This window comes from Pedobacter sp. (assembly GCF_040513095.1).
Lineage (GTDB): Bacteria > Bacteroidota > Bacteroidia > Sphingobacteriales > Sphingobacteriaceae > Pedobacter.
In genome coordinates this window covers 1-13,405 of the sequence record NZ_JBEVDX010000165.1, presented here as the reverse complement: position 1 = coordinate 13,405, position 13,405 = coordinate 1, and the positions used below count along the sequence as shown (strand labels likewise).

The following is a 13,405-nucleotide window of genomic DNA, read 5'->3' as shown; positions in this document are numbered from 1 at the left end:
TGTAATATTTACACTAAGGATATATAACACTTAAAACAAATAAAATGAGTTTAATTATTGATGTTCATGCAAGGCAAATCCTCGATTCACGAGGTAACCCTACTGTTGAAGTAGAAGTAATCACTGAAAATGGTCAGATGGGCCGTGCGGCTGTACCTTCTGGTGCAAGTACCGGTAAACACGAAGCCGTTGAGTTAAGAGACGGGGATAAAAAAGTCTACATGGGCAAAGGTGTTTTAAAGGCTGTTGAAAATGTAAACAAGAAAATTGCTAAAGAACTTCAGGGTATTGATGTTTTTGAGCAAAATCTGATTGACAAAGCCATGATCGACCTTGACGGATCAGAGAACAAAGGTAACTTAGGTGCTAACGCAATCTTAGGCGTTTCTTTAGCTGTTGCTAAAGCGGCGGCTGCGGAAAGCAGACAACCATTATACCGTTACATTGGCGGAGTAAATGCAAATACTTTACCTGTTCCAATGATGAACATCCTGAATGGTGGTGCTCACGCGGATAACAAAATTGACTTCCAGGAGTTTATGATCATGCCATTAGGTGCAGGCAGCTTCTCTGAGGCGTTGCAAATGGGAACTCAGGTATTTCACCACTTGAAAGATGTATTAAAGAAAAAAGGTTACTCTACTAACGTAGGTGATGAAGGCGGTTTTGCTCCAAACATCGGTTCAAATGTTGAGGCGATTGAAACTGTGTTGACTGCAATTGAAACTGCCGGTTTCACTCCTGGTAAAGATATCTGGATCGCTATGGATGCTGCTGCATCTGAGATGTATGATTCAAAAACACAAACTTATAACTTCCACAAATCATCAGGTGAGAAATTAACTTCTGACGAGATGGTTAAATACTGGGTAGACTGGGCTAACAAATATCCTATCGTTTCTATCGAAGATGGTTTGGATGAGGATGACTGGGCTGCATGGGAGGCTTTAACTTTAGCTATCGGTAACAAAGTACAGCTGGTAGGTGATGACTTGTTCGTAACTAACGTAAAACGTTTACAACAAGGTATTGATAAAAACATTGCAAACTCTATCCTGGTTAAAGTAAACCAGATCGGTTCATTAACTGAAACCATCAATGCAGTATCTCTTGCACAAAACAGCGGTTATACTTCAGTAATGAGTCACCGTTCAGGCGAAACAGAAGATACTACAATTGCTGATTTAGCTGTAGCTTTAAACTGTGGTCAGATCAAAACCGGTTCTGCTTCACGTTCAGACAGGATCGCAAAATACAACCAATTGTTACGTATTGAAGAAGAATTAGGTTCTGCAGCACGTTTCATCGGTAAAGACTTCAAATTCATCAAATAATCTGCAGGTTGGCATTTGATTGTTAACCGATGATTATGAGGATTTTAAAAACATCCGGAGTTTTAAACTTCGGATGTTTTTTTTTATATACATTTGTCTTATGAACAGATTGCTGGATATCTTTAGGAACAAATACTTTCTGTCAGCCGCAGCCTTTGTGGTATGGATGTTATTCTTTGATAAAAACGACATGCTCTCTCAATATGAATACCGTGCAGAAGTACATAAACTGCAGGAGGAGAAAGACTTTTATGAAAAGGAAACTGCCCAGGTAAAAAAAGACCTCAACGAACTGAATACCAATTTAAATACTGCTGAGAAATTTGCCCGGGAAAAATACTTTATGAAAAAAGATAATGAAGATGTGTTTATCATCATTAAGGAAACACCGAAAGACTAAATTGCCCCATTTCTTTTCCTTAAGAACCATTCCGTGCTGAGCAATACCACAATCAGCACGAACAACCACTTAAAGTTGATCAGCTCTTCATACCTGCGGTCTTCATAACTCAGGGTTTTCATCTGTTTGTTTTTCAATAAATTCTGTTGCAAAGCGGCTATCTGATCGTAATGGTACATTTTACCATTGGTCTGATTTGAAAGCTGGTAAAGTAGCTGGTGATTGGCTACTGTCTGCTGAAACTCTGCTACCAGTGCATTGATAATAAAAGAGCCCTTTGCTGTATACTTCTGCGATCCAAGTCCTGTTTTTGCCATATAGCTATAACTTCCAGGCGGCAGTATACCTGCATCCAGCTGATAAGCTGATTCAAATCGGAAGAAGCTGAAGTTATAGGTTTTACTTTTCCCGTTCCTTAATTGAATAGTCACCTCAGACGTATTTACCGGCGCATAACTGTCATTGTATAAACTTGCATTAAGCAGGATATGTTCATTTTCATCAAAGACCTGTTTTGCCGGGTGTACTACAAACTTCCTTTTATCATCCTTCACCGACAAATATTGCACTATTTTACTCATCAGGGAAGAAAATACCGGTACTTGCTGGTTTTCCCTTGCCTCTGAGAACTTCCACTTCCATAAGCCCTCGCCTATGAGATAACCGAGTTTACGGCCATTCATATTCATAAAAAACAGTTGCGGCAATTGGGTGCTAACCTTACCTTTCCGCTGGTTAAGCACAGCCTGGAAATCTCCAAAGGTTTTCAGTTCTCCTGTTGCGGCCTGTAAAGGATCAAAATTTTCAATAACCTTACGGGAAGCAGCATCCAGATCAAACACCGAAGTACCTGTATTGATATCACTGTAGGCATATACAATTCCTCTGCCGTTAGCTGCGATATTTACACCGCTTTGTGACTGGTTAAACTGACTGATGTTACTTTGTGCACCGACAATAAACCAGAGTGGTACTTTGGCAGCACGGATCTTTTCCATAAAACTGTTTGCATCATAGGCAAGTCCAGGTAACTGGTAAAGTACCACCAGCCCGTATAGTTTTGGGTCTGCAATTGCCAGTTTGTCTCCCGTCTGCAGAGATACATCATAACGTTTGTTCCCCGCCAGGGCTTCCTTTAAAGCGGAAAGGTCAGGATGCGGGGACGCAGCTGCAATCAGGATCTTCTGGCGATCGTCAATTACTTCTACGATCAGCTGCTGGCTATTGTTCTTCACAGAAACCTCTCCTTGAACTGGGGAAAGACTAACTGTATACTGGTGTGTACCGATGCTGGTTGCTTTTAACGTCACAGGAATATTTTTTAGAAACTGACCGGAGTTGGGCCTTAGCATTTCTTCATGGAGCTTCTTTCCGTTTTCTGTGACGGTAAGCCTCGTATCGGCGCCGGCACACTGCCAGGCTTCTGCCTGAACTTCGATCCTGAAATCATTATCCAGGTAAACCAGTTCGTTACTGTTGATATTGGCGATCAGGAGATCTTTTTTTGCGGTTGTATCACCGAGGGCAATTGTATATACAGGCGCCTTTAAATCATCAATACTGGCCGCAGGGCTGCCACCCCTGTTAAAGATGCCGTCTGTGGCAAGAATTACCGCTCCCACATTCCTGTTCAGAAGTTCATCCTTAAGCTGGTTCACAAGAGTTGAAGCATCGGTCAGCTTCCCCCTATAGCTAAAATCGAGGCCTTTACTGACATGATCACTAAAACTATAGTCTCTTACATCATATTGCTGGGATAATTCATCTCTGAGCTGCTGAAGGGCTTTCCTGTACTTCAGGCTATCAAAGCCGGCCGGCGCATTAGCACCTGCAGATTCTGAATTGTCCTGCGCGATGACAACAATGGGTTTCTCCAGTGTATAACTGATCTGTTTGATCAGAGGAGAACACAATAGCCAGAGGATTAAGCATACAGCAAGACCCCTGAGAACAGCCAGTGAAATCCTCAGTGTTTTTGTCATTGCAGCAGCCCGCCCGTATATAAGCCAGGCAAAGAAGACTCCTGTCAGTAAGCAGCAAAGAATCGCTAAAAAGGAGTAGAAAGTAAATGAATTGCCCATCGCCTGAAGTAAAGATGCAAAAAAAAAGCGTCAGGGAAAATCCCCGACGCCAGTATATAGTGCATTTATATCGCTTTGTTATAACATACCGCCACAAACAGACAATACCTGTCCGGTAACATATGCGCTCATGTCAGACGCCAGGAACACACAAACATTAGCCACATCTTCTGGCTCTCCTGCTCTTTTCAGCGGAATGCCTTCTTCCCAGCCTTTTACTACCTTAGGGTCAAGCACCTCAGTCATTTCGGTACGGATAAATCCGGGAGCAACAACATTGGTACGGATATTTCTTGAGCCCAGCTCTTTCGCTACAGATTTGGAAAAGCCGATAATACCAGCTTTGGAAGCTGCATAATTTGCCTGCCCTGCATTGCCCTGAACGCCAACTACAGAACTCAGGTTAATGAATGAACCTTTGCGGGCTTTCATCATGATCTTTGAAGCCGCTTTAGTCACATTGAATACCGATTTCAGGTTTACATTGATCACATCATCCCATTGTTCTTCGCTCATACGCATCAACAGGCCGTCTTTGGTAATACCTGCATTGTTTACAACAATATCCAGTGCACCAAATTCAGCAACAATATCACTGATCAGCTTTTCAGCCTCGTCAAATTTAGAAGCATCAGAACGGTAGCCTTTGATTTTTGTTCCGAAAGACTGCAGTTCCTGCTCCAGGGCCTCCCCTTTTTCTACAGAAGACAAATAGGTGAAAGCAACGTTAGCACCCTGTTCAGCAAACTTCTCAGCAATCTTGCGGCCAATGCCTTTTGAAGCACCGGTAACCAATGCTGTCTTTCCTTCTAATAATTTCATAGTATAAATAATTTTTGTTTGGCAGTATCCGGAGAATGCTGCGCTGAATTTGTTCGTTTGATTGAGTTACACTTTAGGTTCCTGCTGACTTAAACAATGGAAGCTGCCCAGTCCCCAGATGATATCTGTTGAATTGATCCCTACCACCTTCCTGTCAGGAAACGCGTCGCGGATGATGTTTAGTGCAATATCATCGTTAACATCCCCGAATATGGGCACAATTACTGCGGCATTGGCGATATAGAAATTAGCATATGATGCCGGCAGCCTTGTATCTTCATGTATCACCGGTGAGGGCATCGGCAGTTGAATGATATTTAAGGGCATCCCGTTGATCAGGCGCATTGCTTTCAGTTCTTCCAGATTTTCTTTCAGCAGGATATAGTTTTCATCCAGCGGATTGGATTCTATTACCGTCAATACCGTATTAGGGTTAACAAAACGGGTAATATCGTCAATATGGCCATCTGTATCATCCCCCACAATACCATCTCCAACCCAGAGAACCTGCAGGGCACCATAACATTCTTTCAGGTACTCTTCGATCTGTTCCTGATTGAGATGGGGATTTCTGTTTTCATTTAACAGACAGGCCCTCGATGTTAAAATCGTACCTGCACCATTGAACTCAACAGATCCGCCTTCCATTACTATCCCGGGGTTAAATACCGGAAGATTGAAATGATCGCCAATTCTGGTAGGGATCACATCATCCAGCTCATACGGAGGATATTTGTTTCCCCAGGCATTGTAATCCCAGTCGACCACCACCTTTTTCTGCGCTGAAGCAGGGTTGATAAGAAACGCAGGACCGTGATCACGGCACCAGGCATCATTGCTCGGGTTAAAGTAAAATTCTATCTGGCTGAGATCCGCTCCGGCTTCTTCCAGTTTCGTTAGCGCAAAAGCTTTTGTCGCTTCATCATTTACGTTAATCCGTACCTTCTCCCCAGTAGCTACAATTTTAATAAATTCGCAGTATGGTGCGTATATGGTATCCAGTTTACCAGGCCATGACGCTTCTTTGTGCGGCCATGTAAGCCAGGTAGCTTCATGTTCTTCCCATTCTGCCGGAAAGCGGTAACCGGCTCTCCTTGGCGAGTGATCAAATAGACTCGTCATCAATATATCTTTTAGTGATTTGCGAATAGCTGTCAATTCTTCTGTCGCGAAGGAACGGCCAGTGTGTTCTGTAACTGTCGGACAGGGTAAGGTCAAGTTCTACAACCTTTAGTTCCTCCTTATCATGTGAGCCCTGGTAAAGTAAAGATCCGAATGGGTTGGATACGAATGATCCGCCCCAGAAAGAAACACCTGCTTCTTCGCCTACACGGTTAATACTTACTACAGGAACGCCATTTGCAATTGCGTGTGAACGCTGAATGGTCTGCCATGCATTGTATTGTTCTTTATTTGTTTCTTCATCCTGCGTGGTTGCCCATCCTATTGCTGTAGGGTAAACGAGGAAATCAGCGCCCATGAGTGCCGTTAAACGGGCAGCTTCAGGATACCACTGGTCCCAGCAGATGAGTACACCAATTTTTGCGTATTTGGTTTTGAACACCTTATAGCCCAGATCGCCCGGGGTAAAGTAGAATTTCTCATAAAAGCCCGGATCATCAGGTATATGCATCTTGCGGTATTTACCTAAATAAGTACCATCGGCATCCAGAACAGCGGTGGTGTTGTGGTATAATCCTTCCGCTCTTTTTTCGAAAAGGGAAGCGATGATCACTACATTCAATTCAGCGGCAACAACTGACAAAGCATCAGTCGAAGGGCCTGGAATAGTTTCCGCAAGTTTGAAGTTCTCATAATCTTCCTCATCGCAGAAATAAAGCGATGTAAACAATTCCTGCAGGCACACTACCTGTGCACCCTGTGCTGCAATCTCGCGGATCTTTACAATTGCCTTATCTAAATTTTCTTGTTTGTTACTGGTACAGCTCATCTGCACCAATCCAACTTGTACTTTAGCCATTCTATGAAATTTTGTGGTGCAAAGTTAACAGAAATCTTTTAATTGATTATTGCCCGCCGGGAAATGATGTATTTAAGCTGACTATGAAGCCTTCGAAGATATGTCAGCAATACTATCCCTGTATTCCTGCTGCAGTTCAAACAGGCATTTGGCACACAGGCAGCTATCATAGTGCTCACTGATATACTGCACCTCATTGAGATTGAGCTGCACTACACTGCACTGGCACTTTGTATAAGAATTGGCCTTACACTCTATTGCCGAACTGCAGCGTTCGCATGGTATAATTTCGTGCTTAGCCATTGTGGGTGAGTATTAAAACACAAAAGTACGGTAAAATCAATTACCGTACTTTATCCGTTCAATTTTATGAGATTTAGATTATCCTGAGCAACTCACGCAACCATCTTCCATCGAGCATACCGGGCCGTCAGTAATTTCTTCAACTACCTGTTCGATAACTTCAGGTATTACAGGCTCCATAGCTTTACCAGCCTGGTTCTCTACAGTAAATTTAACTGCCTGGGAAGCTGCCTGGGTACGCAGGTAATACATACCTGTTTTCAAACCTTTCTTCCATGCGTAGAAGTGCATTGAAGTCAGTTTAGAAGTGTTCGGTGCATTGATAAACAGGTTAAGGGACTGCGACTGGCAGATATAAGCACCGCGATCGGCTGCCATATCAATAATACTGCGCATTTTAATTTCCCAAACTGTTTTATACAATTCCTTGATATAATCAGGAATCTCAGCGATATCCTGTACAGATCCGTTAGCCAGGATAATCCTGTCTTTCATCGCCGGTGTCCACAGGCCTAAAGCAACAAGGTCTTTTAACAGGTGTTTGTTTACCACAACAAACTCACCGCTCAATACACGTCTGGTATAGATATTTGAAGTATAAGGCTCAAAACATTCATTATTACCAAGAATCTGCGATGTAGAAGCCGTAGGCATCGGAGCAACAAGTAAAGAGTTACGCACACCATCTTTTACAACTTTGGCACGCAGGTCTTCCCAGTCCCAGCGGTTACTTGAAGGTTTCACATTCCACAGGTCAAACTGGAACTTGCCTTCAGACAAAGGAGAACCTTTGAAAGTTGTATAAGCACCATCTTTCAGTGCAAGATCATGCGAAGCTGTCATAGCCGCAAAATAGATCGTTTCAAAAATATCTTTATTCAGTTCTTTAGCACCCTCACTTTCAAAAGGCAGGCGCATCAGGATAAAGGCATCGGCCAGTCCCTGAACACCCAAACCAACTGGTCTGTGGCGCATGTTGGAATATCTTGCTTCTTCAATCGGGTAATAGTTATAATCAATTACCTTGTTCAGATTTAATGTAGCCTGGTAAGTTACCTCGTAAAGTTTCTGGTGATCAAACTCTCCGTTTACAACAAATCTTGGTAAAGCCAGGGATGCCAGGTTACATACGGCAACTTCATCCTTGGAGCTGTACTCCATGATCTCAGTACAAAGGTTAGAACTTTTGATAGTTCCTAAATTCTGCTGGTTTGATTTGCCGTTTGCAGCATCTTTGTACAACAAATAAGGAGTTCCGGTTTCAATTTGTGAATCGAGGATCGCAAACCATAATTCCTGTGCTTTGATGGTTTTACGGGCGCGGCCTTCTTTTTCGTAACGCTCATACAGCGCTTCAAATTCTTTACCCCAGCAATCAGAAAGTCCTGGTGCTTCATCCGGGCTGAATAAACTCCATTCGCCATTATCTTCTACACGCTGCATAAATAAATCGCAGATCCAGAGTGCATAAAACAAATCACGCGCACGCATTTCTTCTTTACCATGATTTTTACGAAGGTCCAGGAAAGAAAAAACATCTGCATGCCATGGCTCTAAATAGATTGCAAAAGCACCTTTACGCTTGCCTCCACCCTGATCTACATAACGTGCAGTGTCATTGAATACTTTTAACATCGGAACGATACCGTTACTGGTACCATTGGTTCCGCTAATATAAGCGCCTGTAGCCCGCACATTGTGGATACTTAATCCGATACCACCAGCACTTTGTGAAATTTTGGCAGTCTGTTTAAGGGTATCATAAATACCTTCGATACTGTCATCCTGCATTGTGAGCAGAAAGCACGAAGACATCTGGGGTTTCGGCGTGCCTGCATTGAACAATGTTGGTGTACCGTGGGTAAACCAGCGCTCGCTCATCAGGTTGTAACTTGCGATTACGCTATCGATATCATCCTTGTGGATTCCTACAGCAACACGCATATACAAATGCTGCGGGCGCTCAACGATGATTCCGTTTATTTTCAGCAGGTAAGATTTTTCCAGTGTTTTGAAACCAAAATAATCAAATCCAAAATCCCTGTCATAGATAATTGTACTGTCAAGGATATCGGCATTGGCTTCAATTACTGCCCATACATCATCGGCAATCAGGGAAGCTGATTTGTCAGTTTTTGGATCTACATAACGGTATAACATTTCCATCGTTTTTGAGAACGACTTGGTAGTGTTTTTATGCAGGTTTGATACGGCGATCCTGGAGGCCAGCAAGGCATAATCAGGATGCTTGGTAGTTAAAGAGGCAGCAGTTTCAGCGGCAAGGTTATCTAATTCTGATGTGGTAACACCATCATACAAACCTTCAATTACCTTCTTGGCTACATCTATAGGATCAACCAATTCAGCATTAAAGCCGTAACATAACTTCTCGATGCGGGCAGTGATCTTATCAAACCGCACCGCTTCCTTGCGACCATCTCTTTTTTCTACAAACATATTTTCTTTAGGTTTTGTATTTGCTTATTCAATGTTATTCGGGGCAGCGCCCAACACCGGCAATAATTAATTATTTAAAAATCATCATCAAGAGAGAAAGCAGATGCTTTGTCTTCGGATGACGTAAGTACTCCACTTTTCTGGTAATCACCAACACGTTTTTCAAAGAAGTTGGTTTTGCCCTGCAGTGAGATCATTTCCATGAAATCAAAAGGGTTGGTGGCGTTGTATATTTTATCATATCCCAGTTCTGCAGACCATCTGTCGGCCACAAACTCAATATACTGCGACATTAACCTGGCATTCATACCGATTAAAGCAACCGGCAATGCATCAGTTACAAATTCTTTTTCTATTTCTACAGCATCTTTGATAATGCCGTGAACCGCTTCCTGTGAAAGTCTGGTGTTTAACATTTTGTACAGCAGGCAGGCAAATTCGCAGTGCATACCCTCATCCCTTGAGATCAGCTCATTGCTAAAGGTTAACCCGGGCATTAATCCGCGTTTCTTTAACCAGAAGATAGAGCAGAAACTTCCGCTGAAAAAGATACCTTCAACCGCAGCAAAGGCAACCAAACGCTCTGCAAAGTTTCCTCCGTCGATCCATCTCAGTGCCCATTCTGCCTTTTTCTTTACACAGGGTACTGTCTCAATCGCGTGGAATAACCGGTCTTTCTCGGTTTCATCCTTGATATAGGTATCAATCAGCAGGGCATAGGTTTCAGAGTGGATATTCTCCATCATGATCTGGAAGCCATAGAAGCAACGGGCTTCAGGCAGCTGTACTTCACTCATGAAGTTTACGGCAAGATTCTCATTAACGATACCATCGCTGGCAGAGAAAAAGGCCAGGATATGAGAGATAAAGTGGCGCTCTCCATCATTCAGGTTATCCCAGTGTTTCTGATCGTCAGAGAGGTCTATCTCTTCCGCTGTCCAAAAACTAGCTTCACTCTTCTTGTACATTTCCCAGATTGCCGGGTACTTGATTGGCAACAGGACAAAGCGATCTTTGTTCTCTTTCAGTAATACTTCTTCTTCCATGGTTTATTTTAAATGATGTACAGACTATAAGCGTCGAAAAATCCGCGGATTTAGTATCTAATCCTAACCAATTAGATATTAAATCCTTAGCCAATAATATTTTGATGAGATCGACAGGATTTTTGTTAAAACAAATATAAACTTTGAGGCATTTAATCGTTAGCAATAGTTGTTAACAAGTGGGCGTAATTATCCACACCTAGGGGAAAAGATTACCGATAAATTACTTTAGAAAGTTGTTATTGATTTCTGGTTGTTACATGGAAGACCTCCATAAATGTTAATAACATTTATGGAGCTGACTTTATCCGCCGGAAAATCAATGCTTAAGAGGGCTTACCGTAGGAAATGGTAACTTCTGACTGCCCTTTGTTGAAAAATCCGAGTTCCTTAGCGGCACTTTCGGAAACATCTATGATATATTTTCTGCTGTGCGGACCTCTGTCATTCACTTCAACCTCGACAGACTTTCCGTTAGAAACATTAGTCACTGTAACTATTGTACCCAAAGGAAGGCTCATATGTGCACAGGTAAATTTCCTGCCTCTGTACTTTGCCCCGCTGGTAGTTCTGCGGCCTTCGAATTTTTTATGATAATAGGTTGCGAGTCCTGTTTTTATCCGTGTTACGATACCTGTTCCGGCACCACTTTCTGTAACGTCTGATTGTGCGCTGACCTGCATAAAGACGAACATACTCAATAAAAGCAAACAGTATTTCATATTTAATTTCGTTGGTGAACTGCCAAAGATATATAAAAAAGACGGGGGTTTCCAAATAAAAAATGCCCAATGATCTGATCATCGGGCATTTATGCTGTTTATGGGTCTTCAGGCCCTATTTATCAGGAACAAAATTCATCGAAACTGAGTTCACGCAGTTACGTGTGTTTTTAGCTGTAAAGCCTTCTCCCAGAAATACGTGACCCAGGTGGGCTTTGCAATTTGCACATACAATTTCAGTACGTGATCCGTCTGCGTCCGGGATTCTGAGCACAGCACCTTTAATCTCATCATCAAAACTTGGCCATCCGCATTCTGATTCAAACTTAGACTCTGAACGGTACAGCGGCGCATTACAGCGCTTACAGGTATAGGTACCTTTAGCCTTGTTATTCAGCAATGTTCCGGTACCCGGATATTCCGTACCCTTGCGTACAATTACGTCCTCTTCTTCTTTCGTTAATTTATTCCATCCCATCTTGCTGGTAGTTTTAGTTGTATTTTCTTTGTCCTGTTTCTGGGCACAGGCAGTTAAGCCGGTAATCATGACGAAACCCATGATTAAGATTAGTTTGTTCATCATTGTGTGTAAGTGTTAGGCCTTATATACGATTAACAGCAGGAGCTGGTTTTTAGTGTCACTTCTCCGCAAATTGACAGTATTTTGATGATGATATCAAAAAAAATGAGGCCTAACCATTTGGTTAAGCCTCATTTTAATTATATGTATGAAGGATTACTTTTTCAATGCATCTGCCATAGCCTGTCCGATTTCAGCTGGACTTTCTACAACGGTAATACCGCATTCAGCCATAATCTTCATTTTTGCAGCAGCAGTATCATCAGCACCACCAACGATTGCACCTGCGTGACCCATTCTGCGGCCTGCAGGAGCAGTTTGTCCGGCGATGAAACCGACTACCGGTTTAGTACCATTTTCTTTGATCCACAGTGCAGCTTCAGCTTCCATACCACCACCAATCTCACCGATCATGATGATACCTTCAGTTTCAGGATCGTTCATCAACAGTTCAACAGCTTCTTTAGTTGTTGTTCCAATGATTGGATCTCCACCGATACCGATCGCTGTAGTGATACCTAAACCTGCTTTTACTACCTGATCAACAGCTTCGTAAGTAAGTGTTCCTGATTTAGAAACAACACCAACAGTACCTTTTTTGAAGATGAAACCTGGCATGATACCGATTTTAGCCTCATCAGCAGTAATTACACCAGGACAGTTAGGGCCGATCAAACGGCAATCTCTTCCGGCAATATATTCTTTAACCTGAATCATATCCTTTGTAGGGATACCTTCAGTAATACATACAATAACTTTAATTCCAGCTTCAGCAGCTTCCATGATGGCATCCGCAGCGAATGCAGGTGGAACAAAGATGATAGATACATTGGCACCAGCCTGATCAACCGCATCTTTAACCGTATTAAAAACCGGTTTGTCTAAATGAGTTTGTCCGCCTTTACCAGGTGTTACCCCGCCAACTACGTCAGTTCCGTATTCTATCATTTGCGAAGCATGGTAAGTACCTTCATTTCCGGTAAAACCTTGTACAATTACTTTTGAATCTTTATTTACTAAAACACTCATGTATCTATTTTTTTTATGCAAATCTAAGATTATTGAATGGAATGCCAAATGCAATTTCAACAATAATGAAATATCTTGATAACTGTTACTTAGCGATCCCTACAGAATTAAACTGAAGGTCGTACAGCCGCTTATAATACCCGTCAATCTTTAACAGCTCCTGGTGGTTGCCTATTTCTTTAATCTCTCCTTTATCCAATACAATGATCTGATCTGCTTTCTGAATAGTAGATAACCTATGGGCGATTACAATCGATGTACGCCCTTTCATCAGTTTATCAATAGCGGTCTGAATCAGCATCTCTGTCTCTGTATCTACGGAAGCTGTTGCTTCATCCAGTACAAGGATCGATGGATTGTAGACCAGCGCCCTGATAAACGAGATCAGCTGGGCTTGTCCGGCAGACAGCGTAGCGCCTCTCTCCATTACGTTATACTGATATCCGCCGGGCAACCTCTCGATAAAATCATGCGCGCCAACCTTTTGTGCGGCATCAACCACTTCTGCCATGGTGATCGTCGGGTTGTTGAGGGTAATGTTATTAAAAATAGTATCAGAAAATAAGAAAACATCCTGCAATACTGTTGCGATATTGCTTCTCAGATAGTTCAGTTCATAATCATCAATATTCACCCCATCCACTTTAATT

At 42.4% G+C, this 13,405-nt stretch carries 13 protein-coding genes; 2 read left to right on the top strand and 11 right to left on the bottom strand.

Translation table 11 applies throughout. From position 1 onward, the window contains the following. Positions 1–44 precede the first annotated feature (44 nt). Together eno and ABWY16_RS18640 are read left to right on the top strand one after the other, a co-directional pair. Positions 45–1,334 carry a phosphopyruvate hydratase gene (gene eno / locus ABWY16_RS18645; protein ID WP_353906176.1) on the top strand — a complete coding sequence of 430 codons (1,290 nt, stop codon included), beginning with the start codon at positions 45–47 and terminating at the stop codon, positions 1,332–1,334. Between the two features lie 100 nt (positions 1,335–1,434). After that, the gene (locus ABWY16_RS18640) at positions 1,435–1,734 is read left to right on the top strand and encodes an FtsB family cell division protein (protein ID WP_353906175.1); all 300 of its coding nucleotides are present in this window, start codon (positions 1,435–1,437) and stop codon (positions 1,732–1,734) included. Here ABWY16_RS18640 and ABWY16_RS18635 read toward each other — a convergent pair. The 11 genes from ABWY16_RS18635 to ABWY16_RS18585 all read right to left on the bottom strand — a co-directional run. Next, positions 1,731–3,815: a hypothetical protein gene (locus ABWY16_RS18635; RefSeq protein WP_353906174.1), complete on the bottom strand. Its 2,085-nt coding sequence runs from the start codon at positions 3,813–3,815 to the stop codon at positions 1,731–1,733. The genes ABWY16_RS18640 and ABWY16_RS18635 overlap by 4 nt on opposite strands. Positions 3,816–3,893: 78 nt before the next feature. Beyond that, positions 3,894–4,637: a 3-oxoacyl-[acyl-carrier-protein] reductase gene (gene fabG / locus ABWY16_RS18630; RefSeq protein ID WP_353906173.1), complete on the bottom strand. Its 744-nt coding sequence runs from the start codon at positions 4,635–4,637 to the stop codon at positions 3,894–3,896. A gap of 66 nt (positions 4,638–4,703) precedes the next feature. Further along, positions 4,704–5,759, bottom strand: a complete 1,056-nt coding sequence (locus ABWY16_RS18625) for an agmatine deiminase family protein (RefSeq protein ID WP_353906172.1) — start codon at positions 5,757–5,759, stop codon at positions 4,704–4,706. Then, positions 5,743–6,618 carry a carbon-nitrogen hydrolase gene (locus tag ABWY16_RS18620; RefSeq protein ID WP_353906171.1) on the bottom strand — a complete coding sequence of 292 codons (876 nt, stop codon included), beginning with the start codon at positions 6,616–6,618 and terminating at the stop codon, positions 5,743–5,745. Before ABWY16_RS18620 ends, ABWY16_RS18625 begins: the two co-directional genes overlap by 17 nt. Positions 6,619–6,699: 81 nt before the next feature. Further along, positions 6,700–6,921, bottom strand: coding sequence for a cysteine-rich CWC family protein (locus ABWY16_RS18615; protein ID WP_353906170.1), 222 nt, complete (start codon positions 6,919–6,921; stop codon positions 6,700–6,702). Positions 6,922–6,999: 78 nt separating this feature from the next. Beyond that, positions 7,000–9,378, bottom strand: a complete 2,379-nt coding sequence (locus ABWY16_RS18610; protein WP_353906169.1) for a ribonucleoside-diphosphate reductase subunit alpha — start codon at positions 9,376–9,378, stop codon at positions 7,000–7,002. A gap of 74 nt (positions 9,379–9,452) precedes the next feature. Continuing rightward, entirely contained in the window at positions 9,453–10,424 is a 972-nt protein-coding gene (locus ABWY16_RS18605; RefSeq protein WP_353906168.1) for a ribonucleoside-diphosphate reductase small subunit, read from the bottom strand. Between the two features lie 326 nt (positions 10,425–10,750). Beyond that, entirely contained in the window at positions 10,751–11,146 is a 396-nt protein-coding gene (locus tag ABWY16_RS18600) for a septal ring lytic transglycosylase RlpA family protein (protein ID WP_353906167.1), read from the bottom strand. 115 nt (positions 11,147–11,261) lie between these two features. Next, positions 11,262–11,729 carry a methionine-R-sulfoxide reductase gene (locus ABWY16_RS18595; protein ID WP_353906166.1) on the bottom strand — a complete coding sequence of 156 codons (468 nt, stop codon included), beginning with the start codon at positions 11,727–11,729 and terminating at the stop codon, positions 11,262–11,264. 153 nt (positions 11,730–11,882) lie between these two features. Continuing rightward, positions 11,883–12,755, bottom strand: coding sequence for a succinate--CoA ligase subunit alpha (gene sucD, locus ABWY16_RS18590; RefSeq protein ID WP_353906165.1), 873 nt, complete (start codon positions 12,753–12,755; stop codon positions 11,883–11,885). An 85-nt stretch (positions 12,756–12,840) separates the two neighbouring features. Continuing rightward, on the bottom strand, positions 12,841–13,405 hold a 565-nt coding region (locus ABWY16_RS18585; RefSeq protein WP_353906164.1), incomplete at its 5' end, for an ABC transporter ATP-binding protein.